Origin of the sequence: Devosia salina, assembly GCF_019504385.1 — a bacterium.
In the GTDB taxonomy this organism is placed as follows: Bacteria; Pseudomonadota; Alphaproteobacteria; order Rhizobiales; family Devosiaceae; genus Devosia; species Devosia salina.
On record NZ_CP080590.1, the window covers coordinates 4,107,952 to 4,125,139 of the forward strand.

The window sequence follows — 17,188 nt, forward strand, 5'->3', positions numbered from 1 at the left end:
CCTCCGTACTCCGGCTGACCGGGGAAGGGCCAAAAGAATTGCCCCCTGCCCGATCATGCTCTAAACCGGCTCACGGCCCTTTTGCGAACACCCGGACCGTCCCTCCATGACCCAGACCCGCTTCGACGTGCTGACCATCGGCAATGCGATCGTTGACATCATCGCCCCGGTGGAAGCCGGCTTCATCGAGCGCGAGGGCATGACCGAGGGCATCATGCACCTGATCGACACCGATCGGGCCGAGGACCTTTACGCCAAGATGCCGCTGGGCCGGCAGCAGATTTCCGGCGGCTCGGCCGCCAATACCGCCGCCGGCGTTGCCTCGCTGGGCGGCCGCGCTGCCTTTGTGGGCAAAGTGGCGGACGACCCGTTGGGCGACGTGTTCGATGCCGACCTGACCGAGATCGGCGTCCACTACAACACCACGCGCCTCAAGGGCGGCGCGCTGACCGCGCGTTCGATGATCTTCCTGTCCGAGGACGGCGAGCGCACGATGAACACCTATCTCGGCGCCTGCCACGAGCTGACCGAGCGCGATATTCATCCCGATGAGATCGGCGGCTCGGCCATCACCTATATGGAAGGCTTCCTGTGGGACCCGGTGGAGGCCAAGAAGGCCTTCGTGCTGGCCGCCCACTATGCCCACAAGCACGAGCGCGCCGCCGCCTTCACCCTGTCCGACCCCTTCTGCGTCGACCGCTATCGCGCCGAATTCCTCGACCTCATCCGCTCAAAGACCATCGATTATGTTTTTGCCAATGTGCATGAGCTGAAATCGCTCTACCAGACCGACGATCTGGGCGCGGCGGTGCGCGAAATCGCCAAGGATGCGGAAGTGGCCGCCATCACCATGGGCGCCGACGGCGCCATGGCCGTGTTCAATGGCGAAGTTGTCTCCGTCCCCGCCTTCCCGGTGGAGAAGGTCGTCGACGCCACCGGCGCCGGCGATTTGTTCGCCTCGGGCTTCCTGCTCGGCCTCGCCCGCGGCCAGACCATGGAGGCGGCCCTGAAGACCGGGTGCCTGGCGGCGTCGGAAGTCATCACCCATATCGGCGCAAGGCCGCAGCTTGATCTGGAAGAGCTGACCCAGAAGCACGGACTGGCGGTCTAAGCCACGCTCACCCGTTTCCCGTCCATCTCCGCCAGGATCGCCGTTGCCGCTGCGGCGGGATCGGGGGCAGCAATGATGGGGCGGGCGACGACGAGGTGGCTCGCCCCCGCCGCCAGCGCATCGGCCGGGGTCATGGCGCGCTTCTGGTCGCCGAGCGCCGCGCCGGCGGGGCGGATGCCGGGGGTGACGATGGCCATTTTCGAGCCGACAATGGTGCGTACCATCTCCGCCTCGTGAGCCGAGGCGACGACCCCGCCAATGCCGGCTTCACGGGCCTGCTGGGCCCGCAGCGCGACCATCCCGGCCGCGTCGCGGGCATAGCCGGCTTCCTTGACGTCATTGTCGTCCATCGAGGTGAGGACGGTCACGCCCAGGATGCAGAGCCCGGAGCCTTCCGCGCCTTTCTGCGCGGCGCGCATGGCCTTGGGATAGGCATGGACGGTGAGCATGGTGGCGCCGGTCTCGGCGATCGCCGCGACACCCTTTTCGACCGTGTTGTCGATGTCGAGCAGCTTGAGATCGAAGAACACCTTCTTGCCCGCCGCCAGCAGCGCCTTGCCCAGGGCCAGCCCGTCGGCGCCATAGAAGCACTGATAGCCGATCTTGTAGAAATCGACGCTGTCGCCGAGGAGCGAGATGATCTCTTCGGCGCGCGCGCGTGACGAAACGTCGAGGCCCACGATCAACTGGCCAGCCATGAGTGTTCTCCTTGCGCTGATTTGTTCTCCGCTCGCACAGCTTTCGTTCAAGAGCAAGCCTTGTCTTGATCCTATGCCGACATAATAGTCTTGCGCGGCATTTCTATGCCATCATATCAAGCCGCTCTCGCTTACCTTTTGCGGACCATTTCATGCAGCAACAGGCATTGAAGGCCATGGTGGCCTGGATGCGGCTCGATCAGGCGATCAAGGCCTTCGAGGCCGCGTTGAAGCGCGACCACAGCATCACCACGCTGCAACTGGCGGTGCTCCACATTGTCGCCGAGCGGCCCCATATTCCGCTTGCCGCGCTGCGCAAGGCCCTGCTCGCCCATCCTGCAACGCTCGGCCAGGCGATCGATGACCTGCGCCGCAAGGGGCTGTGCCAGGTTCGCTCCAACCCCGAGGACCGCCGGGCGCGCAATGTCGCCATCACCGCGGCCGGTACGACGCTGATCGCTGCGGTGCCAATGGCCGGTCCGATGCGGCTGCGCGAGGTTGAGGGAGAAACCGAGCGGCTCGACCGCCTGGCCCCGGCGCTCAATGACGCTGTGGACCTGTTCGGGCTGGAGGCGTGGACGGGGAAGTAGCCCGTCCCCGAAGAGAGGGGGTCAGGCGAGCCAGTCGGCTCCGATCTCTTCCATCGGCGTCCAGTCGGTGAGAAGCTGCCGCGCCGCCAGATCGAACAGGAAACCGTTGCCGCCGCCGGGCGCGCCGATACGGCCCTGGTCTTCCTCGCGCGAGATGCGGCGATTGCCGATGCGGCATTTGAGCAAGGTCCCCACCGCTCCATGACCGCAGAAGATCACCGGCATGCCAGCCGGCACCGAGGCCAGGGCGGTGCGCACTGTGGCGACGATGCGCGCCTGCGCATCAATGGCGCGTTCCCAGCCATCGGCGCTCTGCTGCGGGTGGGCGAAGAAGCGATCAGCCTGCGCTTCGAACAGGGCCGGCGGCAGAAACCCCGTCGAGGAGCGGTCGTTCTCGCCCATCTCATGGTCTGACAGCACCGGCGTACCGGCGGCGGCGGCCAGCAGCTCGGCCAGCTCCAGTGCCTTGGTTTCCCGGCTCGAAAAGACAATGGCACCTGCCGGTATCACACCCCGGCCCACAAAGCTCTCGGCGCGCGCCCGCCCCTGCGACGACAAACCCCAGAGCGGCACCGGCACGGCCGCATCAATCCGGACCTGGGGGTGGGTGAGGTAGAGCGCGCGCAATTCTATCCCCGGCTGAAATGGGTCAGTTCATGGACCATCTGCTCGACCTTGCGGATGATGGCCGGCTCCACGGGGTCACCCTTATCATCGAACGCCTCTTCGGAAGGGCCGATTCCGAGCAATGTCGGCACGATCAGCGTCCCCACCTTGGTCAGGCTGTCCCGGAGATGGCTCAAGGACCATATGGTGCCATACTTTCCTGAACTGACCCCGCCAATGCCAAACACGGCATGCCGGAAGGGGCTCGGCTTCTGGCGGGAAAGCCAGGTGACCGTATTGACCAGGAGCGGCGGCACGCCGCCATTATACTCCGGGCTGGCGATGAAGACGATGTCGTGGCTGCGCCACATCTCCGCGAGGCGAACGGCCGCCTCGGGCACATTGTCGGGCTCGAGATCCTCGTTGAAGATCGGCATGTCGAAATCGCCTAGGTCGATTGCGGTGACGGCCACCCCCGCCTCTTCGAGCTTGCGCCCCATATGCTGCTGCAGGACACGGTTATAGGACCCCTTGCGGATGGACCCGGACAGGGTGAGTGCCGTCTTCATATTGCCTCCGGATGTGTGGACAATGTCGAACCTGCCGCGCGCCGCTCGTCGCTGCAAGTGAATTGGCAGGGATGAGCCGCTTGTCTAGGCTTGCCCACAACACGGGAGTTCAAAAATGGCCAATATGATTTTCGTCAATGTGCCGGTGCGCGACCTCAGGGCCGCCATGGCCTATTACAAGGCGCTTGGCTTCGATCACAATCCGCAGTTCACCGATGAAACAGCGGCCTGCATCGTCATCAGCGACACCATCTACGTCATGCTGCTGACCCACGACAAGTTCCGCGAGTTCACCAATACGCCCATCCCGGACGCCAAGACCGAGATCGGCGCCCTCTATGCTCTCTCCCGCGACAGCCGCGAAGCGGTGGACAGCATCGCCGAGGCTGCACTCAAGGCCGGCGGCCGCGAGCAGCGCGCCGCGACCGATTACGGCTTCATGTATGGCCGCGCCATTGCCGATCTCGACGGCCATGTCTGGGAATATACCTGGATGGACATGAGCCAGTTTCCGTCGGAATAGTCTCTCGGAAGGAGACATCCTATGGCCGCCAGCATGACCATCACTCACCTCACACACGATCTCGCCCAGAAGAAGAGTTTCGTATCCTTCGTCTGGACGGACGATCCGAGCAAACGGCTTGGTCTGGAAGTGCCTTATGGCACGGCGCTGGCAGAGATCGAAGCTGCAGCCGAAAAGGCGGTCGCCGAACTGGTCAGCGAACTGCAGACGGCAAGCCGGGTTCTGCCCTAACGAAGCTAGGTGGGGGTGGCTGACGCCGCCGAAGTAAGGGGTCCGAGTGCGCGGAACGTTCGTGCCATTCGAGCGCAACTCTCACGGCCTTAATCGCGAAAATCGCCCCACCGGGGCGATTTTTCTACGCGATTAAGCCTCAAACATTTTCTTGAGCTTGTCGAAGAAGCCGTCGGATGTGGGGCTGGTCTCGCCAGTCTCGAGCCGGGCGAATTCCTCGAGCAGTTCACGCTGCTTGCGGGACAAGTTCTGCGGCGTCTCGATATCGAGCTGGACATATAGGTCGCCGACATCCTTGCTCCGCAGCACCGGCATGCCCTTGCCCTTGAGGCGCACCCGCTGGCCCGGCTGGGTCCCGGCGGGCACCTTGACCTTGGCGCGGGCGCTGTCGAGTGTTGGCACCTCGAATTCGCCACCCAGCGCTGCCGTAGTCATGGAAATGGGCACGCGGGCATAAAGATCGGCGCCGTCGCGCTGGAACAGCTCGTGCGGCTTGATGGAAACGAAAATATAGAGATCGCCCGGCGGGCCGCCCCGCAGGCCCGCTTCGCCCTCATTGGCGAGGCGAATGCGGGTGCCATCCTCGATGCCCCGCGGCACATCGACCGAGAGCTTGCGGTTCTGCTGGCGCCGGCCCTGGCCACCGCAATCGGTGCAGGGCTGATCCATCATCTGGCCCCGGCCCTGGCAGACCGGACAGGTGCGCTCGATCGTGAAGAAACCCTGGGCGGCCCGCACCTTGCCATGGCCATTGCACTGCCGGCAGGTATGGGTGCCGGTGCCTGGCTTGGCGCCGGACCCGTCGCAGGTTTCGCAGGTCGAGAGCGTCGGCACGTCGATCTCGACCGTGCGGCCATCAAAGCTCTCTTCGAGCGAGATTTCGAGATTGTAGCGCAGGTCCGAGCCGCGCATGCGCGCCGCGCCGCCACCCCCGCGGCGTCCGCCGCCACCGCCGCCCATGAAGTCACCGAAAATGTCCTCGAAGATATCGGACATGGAGGAGGCAAATTCCGGCCCGAACCCAGCCGGGCCGCGGGCGCCACCGCCATTTTCGAATGCAGCATGGCCGAACCGGTCATAGGCCGCGCGCTTCTGCGGGTCCTTGAGCGTGTCGTAGGCTTCGTTGATTTCCTTGAACCTGTGCTCAGCCTCGTCATTGCCCGGATTGCGGTCGGGGTGAAACTGCATGGCGAGCTTGCGATAGGCGCTCTTGAGGGCTCCGTCATCGGCGCCCTTCTGGCAGCCAAGCACCTCGTAGAAATCGCGTTTGGCCAAGATGAACTCTCTTTGTCGGTCGCGCCGGTCTGGTCGTCGCGCTGGTTTGGAATATGGAAATGCCGGCCAGGCCGGCTCGCACCTGCGCATATGGGCAGGCCCGCGGGTATTAGCAAGGGGCGCGGTCTGGATCAACCGAGCAAGGATTCACGTGAAACTTCGAGCCGGACCTGAGAGGCAAATTCGGTCCAGTGGACCGAATTTAGGCGAGAAGGCCATGAGAGCTGTGCTCGAATGGCAGAGCCGACCGGTGGAAAGGCCATGAACGCCATACGCGACTGGCAGAGCCGGCCGCTGCGCGGCGAAATTGCTCCGGTAGAGCGATTCAGGGGGAAGACCATGACCTAGGGTCGAATGGCTCTGACGGCACCCCCACCCAACCTCCCCCTGAAACAGGGGGAGGAGCGCATCGAATTCAACCCGACGTCAAATCGCCCAGCGGCAGACCCCCCTCCTGCAGGGGAGGCCGGGTGGGGGTGCCTCCCCGCCTCCGGACAACAAAAAAGCCCCGGTGTCTCCACCGGGGCCCTGTCATTCACGAGACCAAACTTACGCCGACTTCTTGTCGTCGTCGTCTTTGACCTCTTCGAAGTCAGCGTCGACCACGTCGTCATCGCCATCATCGGCGGTGCCGCTGGCCTTGGCTTCGGCTTCCGCCTGGCTGGCCTTGTACATGGCTTCACCGAGCTTCATCGAGGCTTCCGCCAGCGTGGCGGTCTTTTCCTTGATGGCTTCGGCATCGTCGCCTTCCAGCACCGACTTGAGGTCGGCAATGGCGGCTTCGATGGCGGCCTTGTCCTCGGCCGAGACCTTGTCGCCATAATCCTTGAGCGACTTCTCGGTCGAATGGACCAGCGATTCGCCCTGGTTCCGGGCTTCCACCGCTTCGCGCTTGCGCTTGTCGGCTTCGGCATTGGCCTCGGCGTCCTTGACCATCTTCTCGATGTCGGCGTCCGAAAGACCACCGCTGGCCTGGATGCGGATCTGCTGCTCCTTGCCGGTGCCCTTGTCCTTGGCCGAGACGTTCACGATGCCGTTGGCGTCGATGTCGAAGGTCACCTCGATCTGCGGCACGCCACGCGGTGCGGGCGGAATGCCGGCCAGGTCGAAATTGCCCAGCAGCTTGTTGTCCGCCGCCATTTCGCGCTCGCCCTGGAAGACGCGGATGGTCACCGCGTTCTGGTTGTCCTCGGCGGTCGAGAAGGTCTGGCTCTTCTTGGTCGGGATGGTGGTGTTGCGGTCGATCAGGCGGGTGAAGACACCGCCCAGGGTTTCGATGCCGAGGCTCAGCGGGGTCACGTCGAGCAGCAGCACGTCCTTGACGTCGCCCTGCAGCACGCCGCCCTGGATGGCAGCGCCCAGCGCCACCACTTCGTCCGGGTTGACGCCCTTGTGCGGCTCCTTGCCGAACAATTGCTTGACCGCTTCCTGCACCTTGGGCATGCGGCTCATGCCACCCACCAGCACGACTTCGTCGATCTGGCTGGCCGAGACGCCGGCATCCTTCATCGCCTGCTTGCACGGGTCGATGGTGCGCTGGATCAGGTCATCGACCAGGCTTTCGAGCTTCGAGCGGCTGAGCTTGAGGGTCAGGTGCTTCGGGCCCGAGGCGTCGGCGGTGATGAACGGCAGGTTGATTTCGGTCTGGGTCGAGCTCGAGAGTTCGATCTTTGCCTTTTCGGCAGCTTCCTTGAGACGCTGCAGAGCCAGCTTGTCATTGCGCAGGTCGATGCCCTGCTCTTTCTTGAACTCGTCGGCGAGGTAATCGACCAGACGCATGTCGAAGTCTTCACCACCCAGGAACGTGTCGCCATTGGTGGACTTCACCTCGAACACGCCATCGCCGATCTCGAGGATCGAGACGTCGAAGGTACCGCCGCCAAGGTCATAGACCGCGATGGTGCCCGAATTCTTCTTGTCGAGGCCATAGGCCAGCGCCGCGGCGGTGGGCTCGTTGATGATGCGGAGCACTTCCAGGCCCGCAATCTTGCCCGCGTCCTTGGTGGCCTGGCGCTGCGAATCGTTGAAATAGGCCGGCACGGTGATCACGGCCTGAGTCACGGTCTCCCCGAGATAGCTCTCGGCGGTTTCCTTCATCTTCTGCAGCACCATGGCCGAAACCTGGCTCGGCGAATACTTCTCGCCGGCCGCCTCCACCCAGGCGTCGCCATTGTCGGCGCGGGTGATCTTGAAGGGCACCAGATCCTTGTCCTTGGCCACCACGGCATCGTCGAAGCGACGGCCGATCAGGCGCTTGACGGCGAACAGGGTGTTTTCCGGATTGGTCACGGCCTGACGCTTGGCCGGCTGGCCGACCAGACGCTCGCCATCCTTGGAAAAGGCGACCATGGAGGGCGTGGTGCGCGCGCCTTCCGCATTTTCGATGACCTTGGGATTGCTGCCGTCCATCACGGCCACGCAGCTATTGGTCGTACCCAGGTCGATGCCGATTACTTTAGCCATTACTCTGCCTCTCTTTCAGCGAACCCGCCACAAAGCCCTCTCTTCGAAAGCAGCTTCCTGGCCCAAACGGGCCGGGGTCCCTCGTAGGTTTGAAAACCGCCCCTTTCGGGGCCTCGGGGGGTATATAGGGGGGTGTCAGGGAGGCTTCAAGCACGCGTATCGGGAGATTTTCCGATCACGGCCCGGGATGGCCGCCCGGCGGACCGGGCGGCAGCGGCGATCAGTCGTTGATGGTGTAGGAATTGAGGCTGCAGATATCGATCTGCGGTTCGATCAATTCGGCACCATTGTCCATCACGAACTTGAAGTCATAGAGGCACTGGTCCGATCCGTCGCCAATGGTGGCGGTGGCCTGGTAGCCGGCAGCGAGTATGCCGGTCTCGCCCAGCAGGTCCTCGCCCCAGCTGTCCTGATTGCTCGGCGTTGTGTAGAAATAATGCAGGTCGTAGGAGCTGTTATTGATGACCGTGAACTCCACGGTCTGTGCCGCGGCAGGCGCAATGCCGGCCACGAGCGCCAGGGCGACGAGGCCGCCCAGCAGATTGGTCTTCATGATGAGATCCCTCAAGCCGGCCGCAGGGCGCGGCCGGACGGCAATTATCTGCCATTACGGCCTGTCGCCGCCAAGCCTCCCGCCATCGTCAAGCGCAAAATTTTCGCGCCGCGGCGGGGTCCGATGCACTACAAGCGGGGCATGATTACCCCCGGCACCGTGCTGCTGCACGACAATCTCAACCCCCACGGCCAGAACCTGCTCTTTTCCGAGCCCAGGCAAGTGCTGGTGGCCCATGACGCCACAACCGCGCTGGCCGCCCTCAAGCGCATCGAAGCGGCAGGGCGAGAAGGGCTGTGGGCCGCCGGTTACCTTGCCTACGAACTGGGTTTTCTGTTCGAGGAGCGCCTGCGCCCGCTGCTGCCCGACCGCAGCCCGGCACCGCTCCTCTGGTTCGGCCTTTTTGAGGCGCCGCGACGCCCCTCCGGCGGTGAGATTGCCGCCCTGCTCGCCGCAGCTCCGGACGGGCGCGCGAACGGGCTCAGGCCATTGCTGGGGCTGGACGCGTATCGACGGGCCTTCGATACGGTCGAGGCGCTGATCGAGGCCGGCGACACCTACCAGGTCAACCTTACCCTGCGCGCCCGCTTCGCCCTCGAAGGTGATCCGCTGGGCCTTTACCGCGTGCTGGCACAGAGCCAGCCCGTGGCCTATGGCGCCTATATCCATGCCGGCGACCACCATGTCCTGTCGCGCTCCCCCGAATTGTTTGTGTCCGGGCAAGGCGACTGCCTCAGGGCGAGGCCGATGAAGGGCACGCGCAAGCGCGGCCTCAGCCTGGCCGAGGACGACGCGGGCCGGACCGCGCTGGCTGCTGATGCGAAGAACCGTGCCGAAAACCTGATGATCGTCGACCTCTTGCGCAACGATCTGGGGCGGATTGCCCAGACGGGCTCGGTGCGGGTGACGGACCTTTTCACCGTCGAAACCTATCGCAGCCTGCACACCATGACCTCCGGCATCGAGGCCCGAAAACAGCCGGGCATCGGGCTATTGGAGGTGCTCGAAAACCTCTTCCCCTGCGGATCGGTGACGGGGGCGCCGAAACTGCGCGCCATGGAGATCATCCACCAGGTGGAGGCCGAACCGCGCGGCCTCTATACCGGCTCGATCGGCTATGTGGCGCCCGATGGGGACTTTGCCTTCAATGTCGCCATCCGCACCGCGGTCATCGATGCGAACGGCGACGGCACGATCGGCATTGGCGGCGGCATCGTCGCCGACAGCGATGTGGTGGATGAATATCAGGAGGCGCTGCTGAAGCTCAAATTCCTCTCCGATCCGGCCCCGCCGGTGACCCTGATCGAAACCATCAAATGGACACCTGAAGGGGGCTATGCCCTCCTTGACCGGCATCTCGACCGGCTCTGCGCCTCGGCGACCTATTTCGCACTGCCCCATACCCGCGATGCGGCGTTTCACTTCCTTGCCGAGCGGGCGCGGGACTGGAGCGGGCCGATGCGCGTGCGCCTGACGCTGGCGGAAACGGGCCTGGATCTGACGGCGGTGCCCCTGCCCCCGAGCCCCGAAATCTTCCGCTTCGCCATCGCTGCAGAGCGGCTTGATTCGAGCAGCCTGTGGCCGGCGCACAAGACCACCAATCGCGCCTTCTATGACCGCCCACGCCAGGAGGCGCATGATGAACGCGGGCTCGACGAAGTGGTGTTTCTCAATGAGCGCAGCGAACTGACCGAAGGCAGTTTCACCAACCTCTTTGTCGAGATCGGCGGAAGGCTGCTCACCCCGCCGCTGTCCTCGGGCCTCCTGCCCGGTACGCTCAGGGCCGAGCTGATCGCTGAGGGCAAGGCAGAAGAGCAGGTGCTGACCCTTGCCGATCTGCGCGCTGCCGAGGCAATCTGGCTGGGCAATTCGGTCCGCGGGCTCATCCGCGCCGAGTGGGTAGACCGGGAGACCACATGACCATCGCCATCCAGCCCGAAGACGTCCTCGTCGTCGTCGATGTGCAATATGACTTCCTGCCCGGCGGCAGCCTGGCGGTTGCCGGCGGCGACGAGATCGTGCCGCTGATCAACAAACTGGCGCAGAAATTCCGCAATGTCGTCCTCACCCAGGACTGGCACCCGGCCGACCATATTTCCTTTGCCAGCCAGCACGCGGGCAAGGCCCCCTTCGAGACGATCGAGCTCGACTACGGCATTCAGGTCCTCTGGCCCGATCACTGCGTCTGGCAAACGCGCGGCGCCGAGATTTCGACGGACCTCGATATTCCCCATGCCCAGCTCATCATCCGCAAGGGCTACAACCGGCAGATCGACAGCTATTCCGGCTTCCAGGAGGCCGACCGCGAAACGCTGACGGGCCTCGCCGGCTATCTCAACGAGCGCGATGTGGGCCGGCTGTTCGTGGTGGGCCTTGCCACTGATTTCTGTGTCGCCTGGACGGCCCTGGATGGGGCAGCGGGGGGGTTTGATGTCACCGTGATCGAGGATGCGACGCGCGCCATCAATGCCGATGGGTCACTGGAAAAGGCCTGGGCGGACATGGACGAGGCGGGTGTCGCCCGCGTGATGAGCCGGGAGATTCTGGGGTAGGTCAGCAAGGCCCCCTCACCCGGCCCTTCGGGCCGACCTCTCCCCCTAGGGAGAGGTGTCGCTTCGCAACGTTGACGCCCCCTTACCTCTCCCTCTGGGGGAGAGGTCGACGGCGAAGCCGGCGGGTGAGGGGGCCTTGTCTTGCCCGCAAACAAAAAAGGGCGCCTTGCAGCGCCCTCTCCAATCTTCAAATCGCAAAAGCTCAGGCGCTCTTGTCGATGCCCTCTTCACCCTCGGGCGCAGCAGTTGGAGCGGCAGCAGCGCCGCCCTTGGCAACGCCGACCATGGCCGGACGCAGCACGCGCTCGCCAATGGCAAAGCCGGTCTGCACCACCTGCACCACCGTGCCTTCGGGCACGTTCGGGTTGGGCACCTCGAACATGGCCTGGTGCTTGTGCGGATCAAATTTCTGGCCCTCGGCCTCGATGGGTTTCACCCCATGCTTGGCGAGCAGGCGCTGCATTTCGCGGTCGGCCAGTTCGATCCCGTCGATCAGGCTCCTGAGCGACCCGTCGGCCGTCTCGCGCGTTTCGGCCGGAATAACCATCAGTGCGCGGCTCAGCGCATCGGTGGCCGTCAGCATGTCGCGGGCAAAACCGGCAATCGCATAGGAGCGGGTGTCGGCGACATCACGCTCGGTGCGCTTCCTGAGGTTTTCCATCTCCGCGATGGTCCGCAGCAGCTTGTCCTTGAGGTCGGCGTTCTCGGCAGCAAGCGCCTCGACGGGATCGACTTCAGGCGTGTCGGTCGCGGGATTTTCGGTTTCCGGCGTTTCGCCCTGGGCGGCGTTTTCGTCGCTCATCTGGTCTTCTTTCCCATGTGGGTAACATCTCTTGCCCGCCATATCGGCCAAGCGGACGGCTAATTCAAGTCTTGCCGCGCTTCCGCGCCATCATCGCGGAGATGACATTGGCCGTATAATCGACCACCGGCACGATGCGCGCATAGTTGAGCCGGGTCGGCCCGATGACCCCGAGCACACCCACGATCCGGTCATTGGCGTCCTTGTAGGGACTGAGGATCACCGAGGAACCGGAGAGCGAAAAGAGCTTGTTCTCCGAGCCGATGAAAATGCGAACCCCCTGGGCCCGTTCGGCATCGCCGAGCAGTTCGAGCAGCCCGTCCTTGCTTTCCAGCTCGTCGAACAATTGCCGCATGCGCGCCAGCTCGTCGCTGGCCATGGTGTCATTGATGAGATTGGCGCGGCCCCGCACGATCACTGTGGGGGCATTGTTGCCGCCCGGCTCGGCCAGGGTGGCAATGCCGGCATCGACCAGGCGCTGGGTCAATTCGTCCAGTTCCGCCCGTTGCTCGGCCCGGCGATCGTGCAGCACCTTGCGCGCCTCCGAAAGCGTGCGACCCACCACATAATGGGCGAGATAATTGCCGGCCTGCTGCAAGGCGCTGGCGGTATAGCCGGGCGGCAGGTCGAGGACCCGGTTTTCCACCTGCCCGTCCTCGCCCACCAGGATCGCCATAGCGCGCGTCGCGTCGAGCCGCACGAACTCGATATGCTTGAGGACCATGTCGGCCTTGGTGGCGATGACGACGCCTGCCCCCTGGCTGAGGCCGGACAGCAGCGAAGAGGCTTCGGTCAATACGTCCTCGACCTGCGCATGGCCCGCCGTGCCCTCGATATGCCGGGCGATCTGGCTGCGCTCGGTTTCGTTGACGGCGCCGATCTCGAGCATGGAATCGACGAAGAAGCGCAACCCCTGTTGTGTCGGCGCGCGGCCGGCCGAGGTATGCGGAGCCGCGATCAGTCCCAGATCCTCGAGATCGGCCATGACGTTGCGCACCGAAGCAGGCGAGAGTTCCACCTGCAACAGGCGCGAGAGATCGCGCGACCCCACCGGCATGCCCGTATCGAGATAGCGCTCCACGAGGCGACGAAAAATGTCCTGGCTGCGGGCATTGAGCACGGAGAGGAAGTCTTCGGACGGTCTGGTCATGCTGGTTTGATTAAACTCGTCGACTTTAACCCTGCTCCCTCATTTAGGCCCTTGTTCCCCATCCGCCAAGCGCCGGGCGCTTGTGAGGCGGGTCGATGAGGGTTAAGAGGCGGTTAACGGCAACAAAGACTGGAATCACGATGCGGCCATCCGGACGGCAGCCGAGCGACATGCGGGCGGTAACTCTCGAGCGCAATGTCGCCATGAAGGCGGAGGGCTCGTGCCTTGTTGCCTTTGGCAATACCAAGGTTCTGTGCACCGCCTCGGTGGAAACCAGCGTCCCCGGCTGGCTGCGCGGCAAGGGCAAGGGCTGGGTCACGGCCGAATATGGCATGCTGCCCCGCGCCACCGGTTCGCGCACCCGCCGCGAGGCGACGGCAGGCAAGCAGTCGGGCCGCACCCAGGAAATCCAGCGCCTCATCGGCCGCTCGCTCCGCGCCGTGGTCGATCTTGAAGCGCTGGGCGAAGTGCAGATCACCTGTGACTGCGATGTGCTCGAGGCCGATGGTGGCACGCGCACCGCCTCGATCACCGGCGCCTATGTGGCATTGGTCGACGCCATCAAGTGGATGGAGGAGCGCCAGCTCACCCGCGGCAAGGCGCTGATCGACAGCGTCGCAGCCATCTCCTGCGGCATCTATCGCGGCACCCCGGTGCTCGATCTCGACTATCTCGAGGATGTGGAGGCCCATACCGACGCCAATTTCGTCATGACAGGCGCCGGCAAGTTCGTCGAAATCCAGGGCACCGCCGAGGGCGCGCCCTTCGACCGTTCCGAACTCGACGCCCTCATGGTCCTGGCGGAAAAGGGCATTGGCGAGCTGTCCAGCATGCAGAAATCGGTGCTGGGCCAATGAAGACCGCGCCTGTTCGTCAACCCGAAGCCGCCGAGCGCCCGGCAGCAGCCGAGCAGCAGGCTGGCACTAGCAAGGCGCCGCGCCCGGATTGCGCCATCTGGAATGACATAGCCCGTGCCCTGGGCACGAATACAGGACAGAGCAAGTGAGCAGCATCCCCCGCCTCCATGCTGGCGATCGCCTCTGCATCGCCACGCACAATGCCGGCAAGCTCAAGGAATTTCGCGAATTGTTCGCGCCGTTCGGGCTGGAGCTGGTTTCGGCGGGGGAATTGCGGCTGCCTGAACCGGAAGAGACCGGCACGACCTTTGCCGAGAACGCGCGCACCAAGGCCCATGCCGCGGCCAGGGGCGCCAACATGCTGGCGCTGAGCGATGATTCGGGCCTCTGCGTCGACGCCTTGGGGGGTGATCCGGGGGTCTATACGGCCGACTGGGCCGGCGTCCCGCGCGATTTCAACCGCGCCATGAAGCGGGTCGAGGATGCCCTGCAGGCGGCCGGGGCCAATTCACCTGGCCAGCGCCGGGCTTCGTTCAACGCCACGCTGTGCCTGGCCCACCCCGATGGGCGTGATGTGCTCTATGTCGGCAAGTGCGACGGCACGCTGGTCTGGCCGCCGCGCGGCGATGTCGGGCATGGCTATGACCCGATGTTCATGCCCGATGGCTATGACGTCACCTTCGGCGAAATGGACGCCGAGACCAAGCATTCCTGGTCGCCGGGCGAAAAGGGCCTGTCGCACCGGGCGCGCGCCTTTGCGCTCTTCGTGGAGAACCAGGTTGAGCAAGGTTAACCCCAACGATCTGTTCGGTGTCTATGTGCATTGGCCCTTCTGCGCGGCCAAATGCCCCTATTGCGATTTCAATTCCCACGTTCATCGCGGCCCCTTCGACGAGGAGGCCTTTGTCGAGGGCTATAGAAAAGAAATCGCCCAGATGGCGGCGCTCTCGCCCGGCCGGCTGGTGCAATCGATCTTCTTTGGCGGCGGCACGCCCTCCCTGATGAGCCCCAAGGCCGTCGGCGCCGTTCTCGATGCCATTGCCAAGGCGTGGCAAATCGACCGCGATGCTGAAATCACGCTCGAAGCCAACCCGACCAGTGTCGAGGTGGATCGCTTCAAGGGGTTCCGAGCCGCCGGGATCAATCGCGTCTCGCTCGGTGTGCAGTCGCTGCGCCCCGGCCCGTTGGCCGAGCTGGGCCGTCGCCATACGGTCGAGGAGGCGGTGTCCGCCGTGCGCATTGCGCAATCGGTCTTCGAGCGCTCGAGCTTTGATCTCATCTATGCCCGCCCCAAGCAGACGCTGGAAGACTGGGAAGACGAGCTCAAGGAAGCGCTATGGCTGGCCCGCGGCCATATCAGCCTCTACCAGCTTACCATCGAGCAGGGGACGCGCTATTTCGACCTGCACCAGGCCGGCAAGTTGCAGATGCCCAATGAGGATCTGGCGGCCGATTTCTATGAACTGACCCAGGAATTGACCGCTGAGGCGGGCATGCCGGCCTATGAGATTTCCAATCATGCCGTGCCTGGCCAGGAAAGCCGGCACAACATGCTCTATTGGCGCTATGGCGAATATGCCGGCATCGGCCCCGGGGCTCATGGCAGGCTCATGGTCAACCACCAGCGCCATGCCACCGCCACGGAAAAACTGCCCTTCGAGTGGCTCAAGCTCGTCAATGAGTTTGGCCACGGCATGGTGACCGACGATGTCCTCACCTGGGAAGAACAGGGCGACGAATTTCTTGTCATGGGCCTGCGGCTCAAGGAAGGCATTTCGCCATCCCGCTTCATGTCCATATCGGGCCGCGGCATTTCCGAGGAGCAGATCGCCGCGCTCAAGGGCTATGGCTTTGTGGAAACCCTGCCCAATGGCAATATCCGGGTCACCGACAAGGGTTTTCCGGTGCTCGACGCGGTGGTGGCGGACCTGGCAGCCTAAAGCTTCGCCCCATCCACGGTGGTGAGAACGCCGCCGGCCCCGATCTTCTTGATCACCAGCGCATAATCGCTCCTTCCATTGCCATTGAGCCGGAACAACCCGTCACGTCCGGCAAAGCCGGCCGGATTGGTCATTAGGGTGGCGTCATAGGGCGGCGTCGCCAGCGACAGCGTGTTCACATTGGCCAGGATCGTGGCGGTATAGACAATGGTGGCCATTTGCGGCGGCGCACTGCCGAAGCGGGCCTGGTAGTCGGCGCGAATGGCGTTGAGACCGGCCTCATCAATGGCCGGGCAGATGGCACCGGCAAGCGCCGGATTGGCCGTCAGGCCCGGGTCATTGGCCCAGTCGGCCGAACCGACCAGCTGTACCGTTTCACCGGTCACCCCCGATTGCGCGAGCAGCGAGGCGAATGTCGGGGCGCTGGCGCGGTCGGGAATGACCAGCGCATCGAGCACGCCGCGATCGATCAGCGGCTTGGCCTGGGCAATGATCGAGGGGGCTTCGCTGATGTCGGAGAAAGTATAGACCGCGCTGGGATTGAACCCCGCGGCTATGGCCTGTTGCCGGAAGGCCGTGGCCAGCGCCTCGCCATAGGGTGTCGCGGGGAAGATGCCGGCCGGGCCGCGCCGGCCCTGCCCCCGCAGCCAGCTTGCGGCGCGCTTCATCTCGGTTTCGGGCAGCACATTGAGCACATAGACGCCCGGCCCCGCCACGCTGCCATTATTGGCAAAGCCGATCAGCGGAATGCCGCTGGCGCGTGCCACGGCGCCCGCCGCCGTCACCTGTTCGGCTGTGACCGGCCCCAGGATCAGCCTTGCACCCTCGGCCACCGCGGCACTAGCCGCGCTGGTCGCTCCGGCCGCGCTGTCGCCGGTATCACGGAGCGAGATGGTGATGTTTTCCCCGATATTGGGATTGGCCTCGATGAACTGGATGGCGAGGCGGCTCGCATTGGCCAGCGCCTGGCCGAGCTGGCTGAGGGTCGCATTGCCCGAGAGCGGCAGCAGCAAAGCGACATTGACCCGGCCGCGGCCGAAGCGTTCCGCCGGCGTTGTCGCGACCGGCATCAGCCCGCCATTGTCGGCGCCATCCTGCGCCCAGGGCAGAGAAAAGCTGCGCGATCCCCATTGCATACTGCCCGGCGAGCAGGCCGAGAGGAGTGCCGCCAGCCCGGCCAGTGCCGAGCGGCGTGTCCACAGCACCGCTTTGTCCTCACGTCCCACGCCAGGGCGCCCCATATGCTCACGATGTGTTAACAAGGTCGC

18 protein-coding genes are annotated in these 17,188 nt (G+C 64.4%); 9 read left to right on the forward strand and 9 right to left on the reverse strand.

Annotation, left to right across the window (positions count from 1 at the left end):
* The first annotated feature begins 106 nt into the window (after positions 1-106).
* On the forward strand, positions 107-1,111 hold the full coding sequence (locus K1X15_RS20200) for an adenosine kinase (RefSeq protein WP_220305322.1): 1,005 nt from the start codon (positions 107-109) through the stop codon (positions 1,109-1,111).
* Here K1X15_RS20200 and pyrF read toward each other — a convergent pair.
* Entirely contained in the window at positions 1,108-1,809 is a 702-nt protein-coding gene (gene pyrF, locus K1X15_RS20205) for an orotidine-5'-phosphate decarboxylase (RefSeq protein WP_220305323.1), read from the reverse strand. The genes K1X15_RS20200 and pyrF overlap by 4 nt on opposite strands.
* Before the next feature lie 152 nt (positions 1,810-1,961).
* Here pyrF and K1X15_RS20210 point away from each other — a divergent pair, with 152 nt between their 5' ends.
* Positions 1,962-2,399, forward strand: a complete 438-nt coding sequence (locus K1X15_RS20210) for a MarR family winged helix-turn-helix transcriptional regulator (RefSeq protein WP_220305324.1) — start codon at positions 1,962-1,964, stop codon at positions 2,397-2,399.
* Between the two features lie 21 nt (positions 2,400-2,420).
* Here K1X15_RS20210 and K1X15_RS20215 read toward each other — a convergent pair whose 3' ends face one another.
* Positions 2,421-3,026: a histidine phosphatase family protein gene (locus K1X15_RS20215; protein ID WP_220305325.1), complete on the reverse strand. Its 606-nt coding sequence runs from the start codon at positions 3,024-3,026 to the stop codon at positions 2,421-2,423.
* A 2-nt stretch (positions 3,027-3,028) separates the two neighbouring features.
* Positions 3,029-3,574 carry an NADPH-dependent FMN reductase gene (locus K1X15_RS20220; RefSeq protein ID WP_220305326.1) on the reverse strand — a complete coding sequence of 182 codons (546 nt, stop codon included), beginning with the start codon at positions 3,572-3,574 and terminating at the stop codon, positions 3,029-3,031.
* Positions 3,575-3,689: 115 nt separating this feature from the next.
* Between K1X15_RS20220 and K1X15_RS20225 the strand changes: the two genes are divergently transcribed.
* Both K1X15_RS20225 and K1X15_RS20230 read left to right on the forward strand, forming a co-directional pair.
* The gene (locus K1X15_RS20225) at positions 3,690-4,097 is read left to right on the forward strand and encodes a VOC family protein (protein ID WP_220305327.1); all 408 of its coding nucleotides are present in this window, start codon (positions 3,690-3,692) and stop codon (positions 4,095-4,097) included.
* Between the two features lie 21 nt (positions 4,098-4,118).
* Positions 4,119-4,328, forward strand: coding sequence for a hypothetical protein (locus K1X15_RS20230; protein ID WP_220305328.1), 210 nt, complete (start codon positions 4,119-4,121; stop codon positions 4,326-4,328).
* A 132-nt stretch (positions 4,329-4,460) separates the two neighbouring features.
* Here K1X15_RS20230 and dnaJ read toward each other — a convergent pair whose 3' ends face one another.
* The 3 genes from dnaJ to K1X15_RS20245 all read right to left on the reverse strand — a co-directional run bounded on the left by dnaJ (position 4,461) and on the right by K1X15_RS20245 (position 8,619).
* Entirely contained in the window at positions 4,461-5,603 is a 1,143-nt protein-coding gene (gene dnaJ, locus K1X15_RS20235; protein WP_240549586.1) for a molecular chaperone DnaJ, read from the reverse strand.
* 549 nt (positions 5,604-6,152) lie between these two features.
* Positions 6,153-8,066, reverse strand: a complete 1,914-nt coding sequence (dnaK, locus tag K1X15_RS20240) for a molecular chaperone DnaK (protein ID WP_220305330.1) — start codon at positions 8,064-8,066, stop codon at positions 6,153-6,155.
* A gap of 220 nt (positions 8,067-8,286) precedes the next feature.
* Positions 8,287-8,619, reverse strand: coding sequence for a hypothetical protein (locus tag K1X15_RS20245; RefSeq protein WP_220305331.1), 333 nt, complete (start codon positions 8,617-8,619; stop codon positions 8,287-8,289).
* A 123-nt stretch (positions 8,620-8,742) separates the two neighbouring features.
* Between K1X15_RS20245 and pabB the strand changes: the two genes are divergently transcribed.
* Positions 8,743-10,539 (forward strand): aminodeoxychorismate synthase component I, encoded by a 1,797-nt coding sequence (pabB, locus tag K1X15_RS20250; protein ID WP_220305332.1) that lies wholly within the window; start codon positions 8,743-8,745, stop codon positions 10,537-10,539.
* A complete protein-coding gene (gene pncA / locus K1X15_RS20255; RefSeq protein WP_220305333.1) occupies positions 10,536-11,171 on the forward strand; it encodes a bifunctional nicotinamidase/pyrazinamidase in 636 nt (211 codons plus the stop codon). The genes pabB and pncA overlap by 4 nt, the downstream gene beginning before the upstream one ends.
* Positions 11,172-11,373: 202 nt before the next feature.
* On the opposite strand, the gene grpE is transcribed toward pncA, so the two are convergent.
* A complete protein-coding gene (gene grpE, locus K1X15_RS20260) occupies positions 11,374-11,973 on the reverse strand; it encodes a nucleotide exchange factor GrpE (RefSeq protein WP_220305334.1) in 600 nt (199 codons plus the stop codon).
* A 64-nt stretch (positions 11,974-12,037) separates the two neighbouring features.
* Complete coding sequence (hrcA, locus tag K1X15_RS20265; RefSeq protein ID WP_220305335.1) at positions 12,038-13,123, reverse strand: heat-inducible transcriptional repressor HrcA; 1,086 nt, start codon at positions 13,121-13,123, stop codon at positions 12,038-12,040.
* Between the two features lie 140 nt (positions 13,124-13,263).
* On the opposite strand from hrcA, the gene rph reads away from it, so the two are divergent.
* From rph to hemW, 3 genes are all read left to right on the forward strand, one after another.
* On the forward strand, positions 13,264-13,980 hold the full coding sequence (gene rph, locus K1X15_RS20270; protein ID WP_220305336.1) for a ribonuclease PH: 717 nt from the start codon (positions 13,264-13,266) through the stop codon (positions 13,978-13,980).
* A gap of 145 nt (positions 13,981-14,125) precedes the next feature.
* Positions 14,126-14,773, forward strand: a complete 648-nt coding sequence (locus tag K1X15_RS20275) for a non-canonical purine NTP pyrophosphatase (RefSeq protein WP_220305337.1) — start codon at positions 14,126-14,128, stop codon at positions 14,771-14,773.
* On the forward strand, positions 14,760-15,920 hold the full coding sequence (hemW, locus tag K1X15_RS20280) for a radical SAM family heme chaperone HemW (RefSeq protein WP_220307659.1): 1,161 nt from the start codon (positions 14,760-14,762) through the stop codon (positions 15,918-15,920). Before K1X15_RS20275 ends, hemW begins: the two co-directional genes overlap by 14 nt.
* Here the strand turns inward: hemW and K1X15_RS20285 are convergent.
* Positions 15,917-17,125 (reverse strand): penicillin-binding protein activator, encoded by a 1,209-nt coding sequence (locus K1X15_RS20285; protein ID WP_220305338.1) that lies wholly within the window; start codon positions 17,123-17,125, stop codon positions 15,917-15,919. The two genes, hemW and K1X15_RS20285, sit on opposite strands and share 4 nt — an antisense overlap.
* Positions 17,126-17,188: the final 63 nt, after the last annotated feature.